18 protein-coding genes are annotated in these 17,177 nt (G+C 63.2%); 6 read left to right on the top strand and 12 right to left on the bottom strand.

Features of this window, described 5'->3' with window-relative positions:
* Position 1 precedes the first annotated feature (1 nt).
* Positions 2–1,105: a TrmB family transcriptional regulator gene (locus ABEI27_RS03845; RefSeq protein WP_375798090.1), complete on the bottom strand. Its 1,104-nt coding sequence runs from the start codon at positions 1,103–1,105 to the stop codon at positions 2–4.
* A gap of 59 nt (positions 1,106–1,164) precedes the next feature.
* The gene (locus ABEI27_RS03840; protein ID WP_375798089.1) at positions 1,165–1,620 is read right to left on the bottom strand and encodes a universal stress protein; all 456 of its coding nucleotides are present in this window, start codon (positions 1,618–1,620) and stop codon (positions 1,165–1,167) included.
* Positions 1,621–1,873: 253 nt separating this feature from the next.
* Between ABEI27_RS03840 and ABEI27_RS03835 the strand changes: the two genes are divergently transcribed.
* Complete coding sequence (locus tag ABEI27_RS03835; RefSeq protein WP_375798088.1) at positions 1,874–2,134, top strand: MarR family transcriptional regulator; 261 nt, start codon at positions 1,874–1,876, stop codon at positions 2,132–2,134.
* Positions 2,135–2,149: 15 nt separating this feature from the next.
* Here ABEI27_RS03835 and ABEI27_RS03830 read toward each other — a convergent pair whose 3' ends face one another.
* From ABEI27_RS03830 to ABEI27_RS03820, 3 genes are all read right to left on the bottom strand, one after another.
* A complete protein-coding gene (locus ABEI27_RS03830; protein ID WP_375798109.1) occupies positions 2,150–2,938 on the bottom strand; it encodes a sulfite exporter TauE/SafE family protein in 789 nt (262 codons plus the stop codon).
* Positions 2,939–3,222: 284 nt separating this feature from the next.
* Complete coding sequence (locus ABEI27_RS03825) at positions 3,223–3,720, bottom strand: peroxiredoxin family protein (RefSeq protein ID WP_375798087.1); 498 nt, start codon at positions 3,718–3,720, stop codon at positions 3,223–3,225.
* Positions 3,721–3,761: 41 nt separating this feature from the next.
* On the bottom strand, positions 3,762–4,508 hold the full coding sequence (locus ABEI27_RS03820) for a DUF547 domain-containing protein (protein WP_375798086.1): 747 nt from the start codon (positions 4,506–4,508) through the stop codon (positions 3,762–3,764).
* 133 nt (positions 4,509–4,641) lie between these two features.
* Between ABEI27_RS03820 and ABEI27_RS03815 the strand changes: the two genes are divergently transcribed.
* Together ABEI27_RS03815 and ABEI27_RS03810 are read left to right on the top strand one after the other, a co-directional pair.
* Complete coding sequence (locus tag ABEI27_RS03815; protein WP_375798085.1) at positions 4,642–6,129, top strand: radical SAM protein; 1,488 nt, start codon at positions 4,642–4,644, stop codon at positions 6,127–6,129.
* Complete coding sequence (locus ABEI27_RS03810; protein ID WP_375798084.1) at positions 6,129–6,833, top strand: methyltransferase domain-containing protein; 705 nt, start codon at positions 6,129–6,131, stop codon at positions 6,831–6,833. The genes ABEI27_RS03815 and ABEI27_RS03810 overlap by 1 nt, the downstream gene beginning before the upstream one ends.
* Before the next feature lie 24 nt (positions 6,834–6,857).
* Here ABEI27_RS03810 and ABEI27_RS03805 read toward each other — a convergent pair whose 3' ends face one another.
* Positions 6,858–7,880: an NAD(P)/FAD-dependent oxidoreductase gene (locus tag ABEI27_RS03805; protein WP_375798083.1), complete on the bottom strand. Its 1,023-nt coding sequence runs from the start codon at positions 7,878–7,880 to the stop codon at positions 6,858–6,860.
* Between the two features lie 109 nt (positions 7,881–7,989).
* The gene (locus tag ABEI27_RS03800) at positions 7,990–8,520 is read right to left on the bottom strand and encodes a hypothetical protein (RefSeq protein WP_375798082.1); all 531 of its coding nucleotides are present in this window, start codon (positions 8,518–8,520) and stop codon (positions 7,990–7,992) included.
* 341 nt (positions 8,521–8,861) lie between these two features.
* Here ABEI27_RS03800 and ABEI27_RS03795 point away from each other — a divergent pair, with 341 nt between their 5' ends.
* The 3 genes from ABEI27_RS03795 to ABEI27_RS03785 all read left to right on the top strand — a co-directional run bounded on the left by ABEI27_RS03795 (position 8,862) and on the right by ABEI27_RS03785 (position 11,237).
* Positions 8,862–9,131 (top strand): hypothetical protein, encoded by a 270-nt coding sequence (locus ABEI27_RS03795; protein ID WP_375798081.1) that lies wholly within the window; start codon positions 8,862–8,864, stop codon positions 9,129–9,131.
* Positions 9,132–9,762: 631 nt separating this feature from the next.
* Entirely contained in the window at positions 9,763–10,185 is a 423-nt protein-coding gene (locus tag ABEI27_RS03790; protein WP_375798080.1) for a hypothetical protein, read from the top strand.
* A 167-nt stretch (positions 10,186–10,352) separates the two neighbouring features.
* Positions 10,353–11,237, top strand: coding sequence for a sulfite exporter TauE/SafE family protein (locus ABEI27_RS03785; RefSeq protein WP_375798108.1), 885 nt, complete (start codon positions 10,353–10,355; stop codon positions 11,235–11,237).
* A gap of 140 nt (positions 11,238–11,377) precedes the next feature.
* Here ABEI27_RS03785 and ABEI27_RS03780 read toward each other — a convergent pair whose 3' ends face one another.
* The 5 genes from ABEI27_RS03780 to ABEI27_RS03760 all read right to left on the bottom strand — a co-directional run bounded on the left by ABEI27_RS03780 (position 11,378) and on the right by ABEI27_RS03760 (position 17,096).
* Positions 11,378–12,250, bottom strand: coding sequence for a hypothetical protein (locus tag ABEI27_RS03780; protein ID WP_375798079.1), 873 nt, complete (start codon positions 12,248–12,250; stop codon positions 11,378–11,380).
* 176 nt (positions 12,251–12,426) lie between these two features.
* Positions 12,427–13,788, bottom strand: a complete 1,362-nt coding sequence (locus ABEI27_RS03775) for a dihydrolipoyl dehydrogenase family protein (RefSeq protein ID WP_375798078.1) — start codon at positions 13,786–13,788, stop codon at positions 12,427–12,429.
* A gap of 172 nt (positions 13,789–13,960) precedes the next feature.
* Entirely contained in the window at positions 13,961–16,018 is a 2,058-nt protein-coding gene (locus ABEI27_RS03770) for a glycoside hydrolase family 15 protein (RefSeq protein ID WP_375798077.1), read from the bottom strand.
* A gap of 153 nt (positions 16,019–16,171) precedes the next feature.
* Positions 16,172–16,771: a helix-turn-helix domain-containing protein gene (locus ABEI27_RS03765; protein ID WP_375798076.1), complete on the bottom strand. Its 600-nt coding sequence runs from the start codon at positions 16,769–16,771 to the stop codon at positions 16,172–16,174.
* Between the two features lie 28 nt (positions 16,772–16,799).
* Complete coding sequence (locus ABEI27_RS03760) at positions 16,800–17,096, bottom strand: hypothetical protein (RefSeq protein ID WP_375798075.1); 297 nt, start codon at positions 17,094–17,096, stop codon at positions 16,800–16,802.
* Positions 17,097–17,177: the final 81 nt, after the last annotated feature.

Below are 17,177 nucleotides of genomic sequence, written 5' to 3'. Positions count from 1 at the left end.
ATCACTCGACGGTGTCGCCGTTTGTCAGTAACGGCGGAGAGTCCTCTGCGTCCGCGATATTGATGATGACGACCCGCGACGCTTCGATGTCCTCGATAACGGCATTCCACCCGCCGACGCTGACCCGCTCCTCACCGGTATCGACGACGAACATCACCTGTCCGGCGATCTGCGGATCGGACTCCTCGTTCCCGACGACGGAGTGGACTTCCTCGACGGTGCCCGTAATCGTCCGCGCTTCGCCCGTCGAGAGGTCGGTTCCTTCGACGCGAACCGTCACGGTGGCGTCGGACTCGAACAGCGCCCGGCCCTCTCGCACCAGTTGACGGACGTCCACGTACTCGATCGGTGGCGTCTCGGCGGACTCGGTGTGGATCTGCATCCCGACCTCCCACAGACACGTCATAAAGTACCAGTGGAAGACGAAGGTGTACTCCTCGTCGTTGACGAGCACACCGTACTGGTTGAATGCGTCCGGGTGGTGCGAAAAGCATGCGCTCTGTCGGTCCACCGACGCAACGAATGGGGCGGGAAGTCCACGGTACCGTGCCTCCCGACAGATATCCGACACCGATTCAGCCGCCGGCGGTTCGCGGGTCGATTCCGTGTGGATGAGGATGTGAACGGCGACGCCGCGCTCGTGGGCCTCTTTCAGCGGCTCGCGCAGTTGTTCGAGTTGCTCCGGGGTGAGAGAGACGTACACGCGCGCTTCGGCCTGCTCGATGAACAGACGCGCACGGTCGATGACGGTCTCGAACTGCTTGACGATGCTCGCAGTCGACTCTTCGAGCGGCGGCTGCTCCCATCGATCCTCGATCTCGTCGGCCGCGGTTTCGAGTCGGTTCGCCCGTTCTCGGAGGTCCCCGAGCACTTCTGCGGGACTATGTGCTCGTGCCCTCAGCGTGCCCTGTTCGTACTTCTCGATGTACTCACGCTCGGCCAAGGCGTCGATCACATCGTACACGCGCGCTTTCGGCACGTCACTCGCGTCGGCGATTTCGGTCGCCGACGCAGTCCCCAGATCGAGAAGCGCAACGTACACCGCCGCCTGGTACGGCGATAGCCCTGCATCTTCGAGCGTATCTTTCAGTGAATCCGTTTCCATATGTGTCTCTACATAGGAGACGACTAAGTATTATTGTGCAGGAAGCGAACGCGGGGGCGTCACTCGGCCCGGACAAACGTCACGGGACACGGCGCGTTCAGCAGCACTTCCTGTGCTGTCGAGTTGAAGAGGGCTTTGCCAGCGGGCGAACGGGCCTGCTCGCTGATCACGAGGAGGTCTGCGTCGGCCTCTTCGGCGAGCTCGACGAAGCGCTCGCCTTTGGAGGCGTCGTCGGTCAGCCGACCGTGCGTTCGGATCGAGATGTTGTCCTTCGAGAGAGCGTCGGTGAGGTCGCGAACTCTCGAGTGCCGCTCGGCGATGACGTCCGGCGTGACTTCACCATCGCGCGAGAAGTTCAGGACCTCTTTGGCCTGATCGTACTCTTCTCGGCCGTAGACGTTTGCGAGGACCACTTCCGCGTCCGAGGCGCCGGCGATTTCGCTGGTGGTTGCTGCGAGCTGCTCTGTCAGGTCATCTTGCTCGCGAACGGCGAGGACGACTGTTTCTATTCCCATATATATCAGTTCGCCCCCGACGCACTTGAGTGTTCCGAAATTTTTACTCGTAACTCAATTAATTTTTATATAGCGTGCGTTCGATCCTGTAAATCGCCATACGATGTCCGCCTTCACCGCGGAGAGGACCCAACTTTCGTTGATGCGATTCCCGCTACCCCAACTGCCGGGAGCTGTCAGTGGGCCGACGGTTGTGTGAACATATCGCACCTAGGGTGGTGAATTAAGATGGTTCCGTCCGTGGCGTTTTGTAATGATTCAGGATAAGCCGTCCGTTGCCCAGAACACCTCAAGCACCCTCTATGACCTGCCCCCGAGCGCGAAGTTAGTGGTGAAAACACTCGAATACGAGGGGGACCGCACACAGTCGGAACTCGCCGACTTGACGCTTCTTCCACCACGGACCGTTCGATATGCGCTCACACAACTCGAAGAAGACGACCTCGTCACATCGCAGATCTCGTTTGTCGACGCCCGACAACGCATCTACTCGCTCGACGTGACTGACGACTGAGCCACGAGTCGTGGATCAGAAAACGCCGAGTCCCCCGCCGACGAGACGAACGCCGATGACCGTGAGCAGTCCCAGAACGAAGGACCTCCGGATTCGCTCGCTCACGGTCGCCCGGAGACGTTTTCCCACGCTGACGCCGAGAACGGCCGGCAGTGCCGCGACAACGGAGGCTCCCAGAACGGCCAGACTCGGGTAGAGTCCAAACAGGCCAGCCACAGCGACGCGGACTCCGTTGAGGCCGAGAAACACGAGGGCAACCACGCCGACGAACAGCCCGTGAGAGAGGTCGAAACTCCGGAGATAGGCGATGAGCTGGACGCCGACGTTCGTCCCCCCGAACAGCAGTCCCGAAGCACCGCCGACGCCGACCATCCCAGTCCGGGTGTGGCTGAACCGGTCGTCCCCGGCGCTGGACCACGTCGGAAGCGACACACGCCGCTGTGCGGTTCCGACGAACCCAAGCGTCAACGCCCCGAGTCCGATTCGCAAGGGCCCGCTCGGAAGGGTATCGAGAACCACCATCCCGATGACTGTTCCCACGAGTGCCGCTCCGATGAGCGGCCCGAACCGCCGGCTACAGGAGCGAAGTTGCGGTCCGGAGAGGTCCCGGACGAGCGAGAGGTTCACCGAAAAGATCGGGATGATCATAAAGACGACAGCCGTCGCCGGGTCGAGCACTGTCGCGAGCGTCATGGTCCCCACGAGGGCGAATCCGAACCCCGCAAGCCCGTTTGTCGCCCCCGCGACGAGGATAACGAGCGCAATTAGACCAGTGGTTCGCAACCCGACGGCTTGAATCAGCATCATATGTGGATCGGTGGGTCTCCGTACCGTGAAGAGAGCATCCGGTAACTGATTATACTTCGCCTCGTCGCGGCAGTCCTCGGTCTCGAAGGCGGTCCATCGTATTGACACAGACGACCGCGGCGGCGTTGCATTCGTGGCAGATTTCCTGATAGCGTTCTCGCTGCGCCACTGAGGCCCGGTGCGTGAGGTAGCCACCGCGACCAGTGGACTCGCGACACATATTCGATGCGACGCTGTGGACCGTCGTCCGCATACCGACGCGCAACAGCACCGATGAGCAATCACTCAGCGCTTCGGAGGTCGTCGAGCTCCGAGAGCAGGTCGTCAGTCTCGGGCCTGTCGAACGTCGAGGATCCCTTGTGAACGTACGCGACCTCCGGTTCCGCCCCGCGCCTGTCAACGATGACGACCTCCGGCATCCGACCGAAGAAGTCGGAGAACGTCCCGAGAATACCGAACCGCACGGGCTGATCGTACGCGTCACCCGCCTCCGTCTGCGGATCGGCCAGCAGCGGGTACGGCAGGTCGTACGTCTCCTGCCACGACTCGACGCGGTCGACGGGTTCCGGCACGATCGAGACGACCTCGGCGTCGCGCTCGTGGAACTCGTCGATCCGCTCAGCGAGGGTCTGGACCTGCTGCCGACAGTTGGTGCAGTAGTGATCCCGCTGGAAGAAGAGCACGACGAAGGAGACGTCGTCGGGGAGTTCAGCGAGTGAGAACGGGTCCGGACCGATGGAGACGTTCGGGAGCGTGAAATCTCGCACGTTCGCGGCCATACACGAGAGATAGCGACCGAGAGACAAAACCGTGCGGGTGGCTACTCGGCGTACTTTCCGGCCGCTTTCGACCAGTCCCACGACCGATAACGGATCTTCGGCTGAGCGTCCTCCGGCAGCACCCCGGACGAGCGGAGGAACGAGCGGATACCGGACCGCCCGCCGAAATCGCCGCGAAACCACAGGAACACGCGAGGGACGGAGACGACACCGGCGTCCGAGTCGTACTCTACCTCCGAGTCGAGGTAGTGGCGAGTCGCTCGGTCCAGTTGCGCGTCGATCCGATTCGGGTCGTACGCGCGAATCGCCGGGCAACTCTCCGCGCCACAGTTCAACCCGAAGTGGATCCGGGGGTCACAGCCGTCGAGCCGGTACCGTCGCTCGAAGGAGGTGACGTACAGCTTCGGGAGGTAGCCCAATCCGTACTTCGAGCGGCCGCCCCGGAGGATGCCGTTCTCGATACGATCCAGCGGCAACGAGACGTCCCCGACTGTCACGGCCGGCGCGTGAAAGAACCGAACGAACCGGAGCGGGCTTTCGTAGAGGCCCGGCCGCTCCTCCAGCAGGAGTTGTGTGCCGGCGTTATAGCAGTTGAGCCAGAACGCCAGTGCAGTCTCTCGGTCGGCTCCGACCCGACGGAGTTCGTCGTCGGTGAGTTCTGCGAGCGCACTCCGGTATTGGTCGGTCGCATCGTCGCGCTTGCAGGCGACGAGGAGGTCCCGAGCGAGCGCCGTCGGTGATTCATCCGGAGGGTCAGATGGCTGACAGCGGGCTGTTGTTCGGGGCATACGAATCGTCGGGAACCGCTCGAAATAAGCGTTGGGCGCTGTGGCATCGATTTCGCCCGGGAGCGACGCCCGGTATCGTCCGTCCGCTGCACACTCCCGGTACGTTTATTTTGGATCAAGCTTTCTGACAAACGTGCAAGAGAGTGACACGCTTGCGACGACGACGAGTCTCTGTCTGGACTGTCTCGAGGCGGTTCCCGGGCAGTACGAGACACGCGGCGACGGGGTCTTTCTCACCCGCGAATGTCCCGACCACGGAACGGCCACCCGACAGGTCTGGGGGTCACTCGACCACTGGGAGTGGGCCGCGGAGTTCGGTCCGAACCCGGAGTACGACGGTGACCTGACCGTCGATCCCGACCACGCGTGTCTGGCCGTCGTCGAGGTGACAGAGGACTGCAACCTCTCGTGTTCGTACTGTTTCGCCAGTTCCGGTCCCGGCGGCGCTCACCGGTCCGACGAGGACATCGAAGCGCTCCTAGAGACGGTGGCCGCTGCCGGCGGTCGTCCGATCCAGTTCTCTGGCGGCGAACCGACGGTCAGAGACGACCTCCCCGAACTCGTCGAGCGCGCCCGGAACAAGGGCATCGATCACGTCGAAGTAAACACCAACGGGATCCGCTTGGCGACAGAGGACGGCTACGCGGAGCGACTCGCGGACGCCGGGGTGACGGCGATATACCTGCAGTTCGACGGTCTGACGAGTGAGACGTACGAGCAGATCCGCGAGGTGGATCTCGTCGATGAGAAGCACGCCGCAATCGACGCCTGTCGGGCCGCCGACCTCCCGGTGGTGTTGGTTCCGACGGTCGTCCCCGGCGTCAACGATCACGAAATGGGAGACATCGTCCGATTCGCGCTCGAAAACCGGGACATCATCCGTTCTGTCAACTTCCAACCGGTAGCGCACTTCGGGCGCTACGAGCAGGATGACGGCCGATTCGCCCTCGACGAGGCAACCCGATTGCTGGCAACGCAGATCGAGACGCTCGACCCCCGGGATATGTTGCCCGCGCCCTGCTGTTCGGCGTACTGTCAGATCGGGACCGCATTCGTCCCGCGCGAGACGGATCCGACGGGAACCGCCGACGCCGTCGAGGAATCGACTGCCTGTGACTGTGCGGAGACGTCCACCGACGCCGACGAGTTCGTTCCACTCACGCAGTACGTCGATGACCAACTCTGGGACGCCCTATCGGGGATGGTCGACGAAGACGATTATATGGAGTTGTTAGCCGGCACCGCAGCGGGAGAGGAGTGGGCGTGCAAAACCGCCGGTTGCTGTGGCGTCGACGTTCCCGGCGGAGTCGAGGGACTGTTCGACGAGGTCGTTCCCGTATCGTTCACCGGATTTATGGACGCAGACGCGGCGGATCTCGACCGACTGAGCAACTGTTGTATCTCTGTTCCCACCACTGACGGTGACCTGGTCCCCTTCTGCGGACACAATATGACGACAGGGGACGGAGCGTATGCCCTCCGGAATCGCCACGACTGGGGTGGCAAGGACGCCGTCGACGACTCGCCCCGAGCGCGTGACAGCGCTGAGGCCTACCAGAGCGAGGAGACGGCCCCCGACGGCGGGTGTCCAACTGATGGGTGCGGGGACGGGTGTGACTGATGGACGGACTGCTCGACACCGCGCTCGCGAACCCGTGGGGAACACTCGATACCGTCCTCGATGGCCCCCTGCACCCCGGCGGCACCGATGCGACGGCGCAGTTGCTCGATCGAGCCCACGTCGATTCCGAGACGCGCCTGCTGGACGTCGGCTGCGGTGCCGGTCACGCGCTGACGGTCGCCCGCCGGCGTGGGGCCACCGCGATCGGCATCGATCCCGACCCCTCACGTAGTGCTGATCGGGCGATCGGGGGTGACGCCACGGCACTCCCCGTCGCGGATGGGTCGATGGACGTCCTCCTCGCCGAGTGTGTCTTCTGTCTCACCGAAGTTCCGGCAGCGCTTGAGGAGGCTCACCGCGTTCTGGACTCCGATGGCCGCCTCGCCCTCTCGGACGTCGTGGTCGACGGCGAGGGGCCAGCGATCCCCGATCGGATGGCCGAGGCCCTCTGTCTGACCGGGGCGCGGAGTCGCGACCGATTCCTGGCCCGACTCTGCGACGCCGGGTTCGACGTCAAGACAGTGGACGACCACCACGACGAACTCCTCGCACTGCGCGACCGGGTGACTGACCGCGTTGACTACGAGGGAGTCCTCGGCCTGCTGGGCGAGCGGGGGCAGCGCGCGCTGGACGCCATCGACGAGCTCGAGGCCGCGGTCGAAGCCGGGCAGGTGAGTTACGTTTCGATCGTCGCGACCGCCTGACCGCACAGCGACGCAAGCGCGACCTCACTCGTCGTAGGTGTGGAAGTCGACGGCCTGTTCGAGCAGTTCGTCGGGGATGCCGGGAACCGCCTCGGATCGCACCGGACCGGCCGCCGCGACAGTCTCGGGTTCTCTTGGGAAGTCTCGCAACTTGAAGTGGATGTCGATGCCCGCTTTTGCTCCATTCGCGAGCGCGATCGGGACCTGATTGTGCCCCGGCGTCAGATCGCCGACGGCGTACACCCGATCGGCGGACGTCTCGCCGTGATCGCCCACGCCCACTGAGCCGTCGTCGTTGATCTCACAGCCGAGTTCGCGAGCGAGGCCGTTGTTGTACTCCGCGCCGTACATCGCGAAGCCACCCTTGTACTCCCGAACGGCTCCGTCCTCGAATTCGAGCGCTTTCAACCAGCCATCCGCGCCGTTCTGGACGCCGGCCACGTCCTCGTGAACCACGTCGATCGGGTGGTCAGCGAGCATCTGTTCGGTCTCGACACTCCACTCCGGTTCGTGGCCGCGGGTGAGCAAATCAACCTCGTCGGTGAAGTTCAACATAATCCCCGCGACGTGGGCTGCGCTCTCCGCGTAGCCCATCACGTAGACCGGCTGGTCGACGAACATATGCGCGTCGCAGTGGAGACAGTAGTGCAGTCCGCGACCGGTCCGGGGAAGCGGCGGGTCGGGTCGAACGTCGTTGAGGCCGGTGGCGAGGACCACGTATTCGGCCCGATACACCGCGCGATTGCCCTGGAGTTCGAGCGATCCACCGGCGGTTCGGTCACAGGAGGTGAGCATATCGCGGTGGATATCACAGCCGTACTCCTCCAGTTGCTCCCGTCCGACGCCGAGGTACTCGGGGCCGCTCGTCTCCTCTCTGACGCCGATCAGGTTGTGCACTTCCTGCATCATCGCGGCGCGACCGCCGCCCCGGTCTACGAGCGCCGTCCGGTGTCCGAGTCTGGTGCTGTACATCGCTGCCGTCTGCCCAGCGGGGCCGCCGCCCACCACCACGACCTCGTACTCTCTGGTCTCAGGTTCATCGCTCATAGGCCCGCAGAACGGGGACTACTCAAAAAATCTGTGTCGGGCGTGGAACGTGGTTGCACACCAGTTTCCGCCCCGTCGCAGGTCGACAACCGAGCGGTGGGGTGTGATGCTACTCCCGGTAGTACAGCACAGCGAGTACAGCTATGAGTGCGATCTCGCTGGCTTTTGTCGTCACCGCCCAAACACTGGACCGGAGATGGGCAAGGACGTTTTCGAGCGGCGAGAGGCCGTGAAGCAGCGGTTCGCGTCCGGGCAAGAACCCACCGTGACCGGTGAAGTGCCACACGAAGTAGCCGACCAGGAACGTCGCCGCGATGGCGATACCACCGACGTAGTACGGTCGCCTGTCGGGTGCATTCCGACTCAGCGACAACCCGACGAGCAGGGCCGTCCCGGAGAGCGTGAACGCGAGCGGGCGTGGGTCGCTCAGCAGGAAGGCCGGATTCGTATAGAGGATCGCGAACAGTTCGAGCAGCCCCTCCTCAGGATGCAACAGATGTTGTCCGGCGACGACGACGGTCAACAGCGCAGCGACGTATGGGAGCGCCTGCGACGACACCGAAACCTCCGATGGCGATGCCTGTGTAGCGTTGTCGGCCGACTGTGATCCGGGCGGGACCGGGCCCTCTCCATCACTCATTGGCATACTCACCGCGATAAAACGCATCCGGACCGTACGCATCCTGCCACGCGAACGCGAACAGTCGGCGTGCAGGGACTGGCGTGAGGCGCCGGCCGTCGTCGCTCCCGCCGGTCGACCGACCGAACGCGGGGTCGTCAGTACTCGGGATCGCCTCTCGGGGCAGAACGGTCTGGATATCGATGTCCGGAGCCACGGGTGATCACACGGCCACCGCAGACAGCGCTGCGGAGTTGGTCGTATGGAAGGTTTCGCCGGGGAGGATATAAATCACGCTCGCTCGTGTATCCGGGTTGCGGGGCCGCCACATCGCCTTCCGATTCACTCCCGAAGAATCATATATGTCGCTGGAGGATCAACAACGTGCGGAACCACCGCGGACAGACGCGATTCCGGATTCGTACGCGATCAACGTCCGCGCGGAATCGATTCACGTCTGGGAACGTCGGGTGACGGCACAGTCGCCGACCGGCGAGTGGCGCTTCGTCGAGACGCTCGACCCCGAGGACGACCCCTCGGTCTCGGTGGAGTACGCCGAGTTCACGCCCGCCGCCGACGGGCAGTACTGGGTGTACTGCCGCACCTACGAGTGCCACCTCGACTGTCAGTGACGGCACCGGGCGACGCCTTTTCGAACACGAACTGCGAGGGGGCAACCGTCTTGAGCGGATTTCGGTGAGCGCCCCGCCGACTGCGTCACTCAGGAGTACGTTTGCGACGAGGAGCGGCGTCGATGCAAAGCGCCTCCGTGCGGAACAATCGCGTGATGACAGACCCGGAAACCGCGACGAGCGGGGCCTCCTGTTCCACACGGGGTTAAAAACTCATCTCGGCCTCAGATTCCGATCCGGACCCTGCAACTGTTCGTCGTCAGTTGGATCGCGAACGACGATGCCGTCGCGCCGGTCGACTCACAGGTATAGTAGCGTTTGCAACTGATTGCACACAGTCGCGCAATCCAGTGAGCGAAGACCTACAAACGCTAATATAACTCACGTCTGGTCGGACACCGTCGTGCGGATTCATATTTCTGAACTTCGCGGATTGGGGTCCGAATACTCCATTCTGCGGTCGTGATCCCGATCGCGTGGCCTGTCGGAACTCGGTAGTGATTCTGCCGGGAATCGTGCGACGCGAAAGCCCGCGACTCGTATGAGTAGCCCACAGTTACGGCTTCCCGAGTGTGCAGTCCGGTTCAACGGGCGCGACGCGGTTTACGGGCTCTCCTGCGTCTATTGACGTATGGCAGCAGCTATCGCCGGCCTGGCGGGTGGTCTCGTCGCAACAGCCGTGATGACGATTGTAATGATGGTCCAGGGAGACGGCGGGCCGCCGACCGCAGGCCTCGTTGCGACGTTCTCCGATGGCGACCCCGAGGACTACGCGATGCCCGGGACGTTGCTGTACTTCACGTACGGTATCGTCGCAGCGGCGGCCTTCGCAGTCGGCGTTCCGCCGGTGGGACCCCGTCTCGAATCGGTCGCCGTCGCGGCGGGTCTCGGGGTCGTCTACGGCGTCATCCTGATGATCGGCGGAATGGCGTTCTGGATGTGGAGGATCATCGGAATGGCGCCGGACCGCGAGATTATGAGAACGTTCGGGACTGCCCACGTCCTCTATGGCCTCGTTCTGGGGCTCTTCCTCGGCGCGGGTGTCCTCGCCTAACCGCATCGTCCGCCGATCACCACCGCCGCAAACATATAAGATAATTTATACGATACAGTACAATGGTCCGATCCCGATCCGTCGTCTTTGGGAGCCTCGTTTCCGCAGTGAGCCTGTTCGTTGTCATCTCGATGCCTGTGGCGACAGAACTGACTCCCGGTCAATTCATGCTGCAGTCGGTCTTTCCTCTTGCCGGATTTCCGATGGCTCAGTTCCTCGCCCACTGGTGGGTGTTTCCCGCGTCGGTACTGTTCTCACTCGTCGCACTCGCCTCCGGCGTGTCGGGGGCGCTGTTTTTCAGCCCGTTCTTTATGCTGATCGTCGGTCTCTCCCCGTCGCAGGCCATCGGCGCTGGGCTCCTGACCGAAGTGTTCGGGATGGGCAACGGGGTGCTGAATTACGTCCGGCAGCGCGTCGTGGACTACTCGACCGCGAAGTGGCTCCTTCTCGGGGCGGCCCCGGCAGTCGTTATCGGCGCGTTCGCCGCTCATCACGTGCCCACGAGGCTACTCAAACTCAGTTTCGGCGTCGGACTCCTCGGCCTCGGCGGGTTTCTGTTGTATCACGACCCCCCCGAGGAGTGCGTTCCGGGCGAGCGCGAAGGGGAGTTTCTCGAAGGCAAAAACACCGGTCGCGGAGTGACCACTATCGAGACTACCGATGGAGAGACCTTCACCTTCGACACGTGTTGGCGTCTCCCCGGCGTCGGGTTAGCCACCGCCGGCGGATTCATCACCGGACTCATCAGTGCGGGCCTTCCGGAAGTGACGACCACGCAGTTGATCGTCCGCTGTCGACTTCCACCGCGAGTCGCAGTCGCGACGAGCGTGTTCGTACTCGCGGTGGCCGCTATCGCGGGTGCCGCCGTCCACGCACTCGCGGCGACACCTGTGTGGTACGTCGTCGGATGGTCGATCCCCGGCGTTCTGCTCGGCGGGACGATTGGCACGCGCGTCGGCAAACACGTTCCCAGCGAGCGTATGGAACCGGCGCTCGGCGTCGTCTTCGGAGTCGTCGGGCTCGTCGTGCTGGCGAGTGAACTACTCGCGTAGGATTCCCCAGCGGCGACGGATTCGGGATGGATGCCGCCTTCGCTACACAGTCGGATTCGGGGCGACCGTCGGACGGTGTTGGATCGATCCCTCCCAGGTTCGACTGACTTCGTAGCCGAACTCGTCTCCCCTTCACAGCGTCACATTGTCCCCGTGGCGGCCGCGACGACCACGAGATAGAATGCGGTCCCCAGGGCGGCACTCGTAAAGACGACGGCGTCCGGATCGCGTTCGGGGAGCGTGTGATGGAGGAGCGGGAGTTCCGTGAGTTCCGGACGCGTCAAGATATGATTCATCCCCATCCCGAACAGCCCCACGAGCAGTGGGCCGAAGCGGAAACTGTTGACTATGCCGAGCAGCCATTCGGTGGTCGCATCCCCGATGCTGAGCGTGGCGATCGGTCCGATCACCGTCTGTGGCGGTGGAAGGACCGTCACTGCCGACCCGTACTTGGCATAGAGAAATAGCGCGGTGGCGGAGACGATAGCGACGAGTTTGGTGGCCCGTGCCCGGCGAACGGACAGGGGTCGTGGCAATACGAAGAGCCCCAGCAGCAACGCGCCGTTCATCCCCAGCCACGGGCCGAAATCCTGCAGCGCCAGAGGCAGACCAGTCGCGAGAATTCCCATACTGAACCAATCGAGGCTCAACAGCCGGGCATTCGGACACGACCCCGAGAGGATACGGCGTCGATGTTCCGGATGGAGCACGTGAAGCGCGATCCGCAGGAGAAAGAACGTCGGCACCAAGAGGACGTACGCGAGCAATCGAATCTGCAATCCGGCGGGGGTGGCGACTGCACCGATAGTGATAGCCGTCGAGAAGTCGATGAGGCCGTTGACGAACCAGAACGTCAGGAGTGACGGCGCGAACAGACAGCCGTTCAACACCGTCGCGGCGTATCCCGTCGAGTACGAGAACTCCTGAGAGAACAGATCGTTGGCTGCGGACAGGAGGTTCCGTCGGCGCTGTGAGAGGGCGTCCAGTCGTTCACGAACTGGTTTCTTCAGCATTGATACGGTAGTTACCTGTGTCTCGTTCCGGCCACGCCCGGAAGCGGGGGGCGAAGACACCCACATCGCTGTCGCTATGGGACGCAACAGTCGCTTTCACCGCGTGTGTACACGTCCCGATGCCGCGCTCACTGTCTATGGCCACGCGAGGCGTCTTCCAGGATTGAGTCGACGGTTCACTGAGAGACATCTTGGAACGCGGCCTCGACAACTCTGTTCAGCGTCGGATGGGCGTGAATCGTGTCGGCCACGTCCGCGACGGTTGCGCCGGTCCGCACTGCGAGCACGGCCTCGTGTAGGAGCATCGAAGCCTCGTACCCGAGGATGTGGGTGCCAAGAACCTCCCCGCTGGGACTGGCGAGCACCTTCACGAACCCCCGGTCGAGTTTCTTCGCTCGACCCATCGCCGAATCGGAAAAACGGGCTCGACCGACGACGTACTCCGTCCCCGCCTCTTCGAGATCGCCCTCGGTCGCGCCGACGCCCGCGACCTGTGGCTCGGTGAATATCGTGTGAGGCATTGCCGAGAGATCTACGGCCCGCTCCTCGCCCCGGACGACATTCGCGACCGTGTGGCGCGTCTCGTAATCACCGGAATGTTTGAAAAGCGCGTTGCCTGCGATGTCGCCCTGGGCCCAGACGTTCTCTGCGGTGGTTTCCAAGTACTCGTCGGTCTCGATAAACCCCTGATCGTCGACGTCGACGCCGGCCGCTTGAAGACCGAGCGTGTCGCTATTGGGACGACGTCCCAGAGCGACCAGCACCTCAGTCCCCTCGACGGTCGCCTCCCCGCCGGCTTCGGTTTCAGCGTGGACGGCGTAGCCCTCATCAGCCGCTTCGACGGCAGTCACTCGGTGGCCGGTGTAGACGTCGTGACGGTCGGCCGCGATGTCGGTGAATGCCTCGGCGACTGCCTCGTCCTCGCGGGGGATCAGCGAGTCCATCATCTCGACGATCGTCACGTCCGTCCCCATCGCGTCGAAGAAATATCCCAGCTCGACGGCGATGTAGCCGCCGCCGAGAATCACGAGGCTCTCAGGGGTTTCACGGAGGTACAGCGCGTCCTGACTCGTGAGGTAGTCCACGTTATCGAGGCCGTCGATCGGCGGCACGATCGGTCGACTCCCTGCAGCGATGACCACCTTCTCGGCGGTGACAGTCTCCCCGTCGAGTTCGACTGTCCGCTCGCCGACGAACTCCGTTCGTTCCGTGAACAGCGAGAGATTGTCCTTCTCCCGGAAGTGATCGGCTTTCTGTTCTGCCAGACCACCGAGCAAGTCGTCCATCTCCTCGACGACGGCGGTGTGATCGACGCCCTCCAGGGTCGCATCCACGTGAAACTGCCCTGCACTCCTGACGTGGTGGACCGCGTTGGCCGCCTGGATGAGCATCTTCGACGGATTACAGCCGCGATTGAGACAGGTCCCGCCGAGTGGTCCCGGTTCGATCAGTGCCGTCTCCAATCCGGCATCGGCCGCTGCTGCGGCCACGTTGTTACCCGTTCCACCGCCGATCACAAGGGCCTCGAAGTCGGCCATACTATCTCCGACGGCATTGTGATCAAAGAAACCCCCCCGGCAGTTCGATCCGGTTGCACGAGCGAACGGAGAGTGTTCACTGGCCCCGGAATCCGAACCCTCGAAACGTCATCTTGCTTGCTGGCGCGGCGGCGTTCGGTCCTGGCCGCAAGTGAGAGTGCGAATGTGAGGACTACTCGCCAGGCGCCATCCCGTACGGTTCGCCGCGGCGGTGGCTTTCGACCAGCAGAACGTACATCGCCTGACTCCACTGCAGGTTCGAGTTCCACGCGACGGTCCCGTCGCCGGCGACACGCTCGGGAAGCAGTCCCGCCGACGTCGTCCACTCGTGGGCGTGGTCGGTTATGTACTCGGCGACGGCGTCGGAATCGACGCCTGACTGCCAGCGGACGACGTCCGCGTACGCCTCACAGAGTGGCCATCCGCCGTCCGTTGCAGTCCCAGTCGGCGTGTAATCATCTCCTGGATAGCGACCGAGACACGGGGTATCGGTGGCTCGCCAGACCGGGTCGTCAGCGAGTTCGACGGTGGCGCGGAGTCCGTCGTCGTCGGCATCGAGGACGTTCCAGGGCCAGAAGGTCATAAACGCGGCCGCGTCGGGTCGCTCGTCCGGTGACGGCTCTCCGTACTCCGGTTCGGCCGCCGTGACGTAGTGGTCGCCGTACGGAGTGTCTTCCCGGTAACAGTAGGTTTCGAGACTCTCCGTCCAGACGCCTGCCCGCTCGCGACATCTCGCGGCGAAGGAGTCGTCACCGGCCGCCGAAGCCAACTCGCCCATACAACGCAACCCGGCGATTGCCGCGGCGGTCCCTTCGGTGGTGTACCCCCACACCTCCTCCCACGGGTCCTGGTGCTTTCGCGGGAAGCCGTGCCCGTTATCCCACTCGAGTAGGAACTCTGCGGCCCGTTTGCTCATTTCGTACCGCGCCTCGAGCGATTCATCGTCCGACTCCTGCCAGACCAGCCAGTGAGCGTAAATCGGCCCGCCGACCTGATCGAGTTGCAACGCCTGCCAGTGCGATTCGCCGGTCGTGTAGTAGTTCTGCCACCAGGTTCCGCGGCGGTCGATCCCTCGGTCGTCCCGCACAGGCGAATCGTCGGTGATCTGAACCTGTTCGAGCCAGTCGAGTGCCTGTCGGGCCTCCACGAGAGACCCGACGGCGGCCAGTGCCTGGATGATGATCACCTGATCGCGCGGCCAGATGAACTTGTACGTCATATCTGTCGGCTTGAACGCGCCGGCGATCATCGCCCGGCAGCGGTCCTCAGCGCACTTTAGACTCGTCAGCGACCGCTCGTAGAGGTCGTTGACCCCCTCGTCGACCGCCGGGGCAGCCCTGTCGTCGTCGTGCCACTCGTTCCAGGCGCGCTCGAATGACTCGCGTTCCGCCTCGTACCCGGTTGTAAGCGCTTGGCGTGCGTGTTCGATCGCCTTCGCCTCACCTTCATCAGCGAATCCGACGGCGGTGAGCCACTCGACGCTCGTTTCGCCCCCGACGTAGAGTCCGAAGCCGGCGTCGAGGTCGCCCGTCCCCGTCCGGGTGTCGGAGATCTGACCGTCGTTCTCCTCGTAGATGTCCGCCCACGCGCTTCGGTCAGGGCCGGCGGCCTGCCCGGTGTGTCCGATCCGGTGGCCATCGAACCGCCGGCTGTCACCTCGTGCCTGCATAAAGGCGACGTGTCGCGTCCCGTCGGTTGCGACGAGGATGTCGTCGCCATCGTCGTGTACGACGTGTGCGGCCTGTACGGCGTTCGGGTCCTCGTGACTGTGGCCCTTGATGCCGAGATTGACCACGGTGTAGAGGGTTCGCTCGTGCGGCGAGTCGAACGTCGCCCGATTCTGCATCAGCACCGAACACTGATTGGAACTTGCGAGGAGACGCTGGTCGAGACGGCCTTTTGTTCCGTCACCGAACTCGAACGCGTTCTCCAATTGCAACTCGGGGACCGCTGGGGTCGTCCAGTCGAGGGCGCTTTCGACGGCGTCGTTGCGGACGTCGTGTGTTTCGCCCGCCTCTGCGTCCCAGACCAGCGTATGCAGGTCGTAAAACAACTCGACGTCTGACCGAAACGCCGAGGTCTCTTCGACAATCGCGCCCTGATGATCCGACCGGGGGTTGTCGGCATACCGGTTCGCCGTCACCAGAATGTGTTGACTCTGCCCGGAAGGGGTACTCACGATTGCGTCCTTGTCGCTCGGTACGTCGAACGCTGTCGGAGGTTCGTCCATACGGTGATATAACGGTAAATTATCAAAAAGCCCTGCCGTGTTCGTGCAGTGTACTCACAAACGCTGCGAACGCTGAACCCGGTCGCCGAAGTCCCCGACCCGGGCACGCAGAAGCGGCGGCGTCCCCCGGTAGAACTCTGCGACAGCGTGTGACTACGAGTCGTCCCGGAACGACTCCCAAAACACGTCCGTCAGATCCTGCTCGGGGTTCTCGTCGAGGTAGTCCTGTTTCGTTAGGTTCGCCTCCTCAATGAGCGAGGCCGCCTCCCCGGCCCACACGTAGAACCCGATCAGCGTCTCGCGCCGCATCCGCTCGAGGTCGACGGAGTGATACACGTTGACGACGCCTCCGCCTTCGCGATTCAGTTCGGACCGTTTGAGCAGGCCTAGGTCGACGAGTTCGTTGAGATACCGCGTGACCGTGCTCCGATCGTACCCCAGCGACTCGGCGACTTCGCTCGCCGAGAGGGGCCCCTCTCCGATAACGCACAGACAGATATCGAGACCCGCCTTTGGAAGCCCGAACGCCTGGAGGAGTACCTGCTTGACCTCCGGGGGCTTCACGCTCATCTCGAGGTCTGTCACTCGCTCCATCGGCCGACTGTGACAGGACATCGGAGGCTCGTCGCGACCGAGCGCGAGGACGACATTGTCGCAGTCAGGGCACTCGTACACGTCGTATCGACTCGAGGTCGGATCGTACTGAATCTCATCTGGATTCTCTGCGGTCTGATTCGCCTCGTTTTTCGCCATCACCTATTCAACTCCATATCTGGCTTATTCACTCGGGTCCGTCATAAATTTCAGCGCGCTCATACTCCGTGACCGCAGTAACGGAGTCGACGACGAGGACTCCCTCAGGGTCGAGCGCCAACAGTTCCTCACCCGTGATCGTGACGCGAGCGGTGTCATCAGGATCGATCCGCGCGAGTTCGCACTCAGCCAGCCCGACCAGATGGGATTCGACACTGTTCCTGTCGGCATCGAGTTCCGCTACGAGGGCGTCAATGCTCGCCGTCTCTCTCTGTACCGCGTCGGTCATCGCAGCGAGTCGTTCGAGGACGGTTCGTCTCGTCACCGACATACAACCACGGAGAAGCACTCCCACGACGAAACCGACGATAGTGCTAGTGACTCTCTCCAGCCGTGGACACCCCCA

This window comes from Halobellus sp. (assembly GCF_042218505.1).
In the GTDB taxonomy this organism is placed as follows: Archaea; Halobacteriota; Halobacteria; order Halobacteriales; family Haloferacaceae; genus Haloquadratum.
This window is presented reverse-complemented; position numbering and strand designations above follow the sequence as displayed.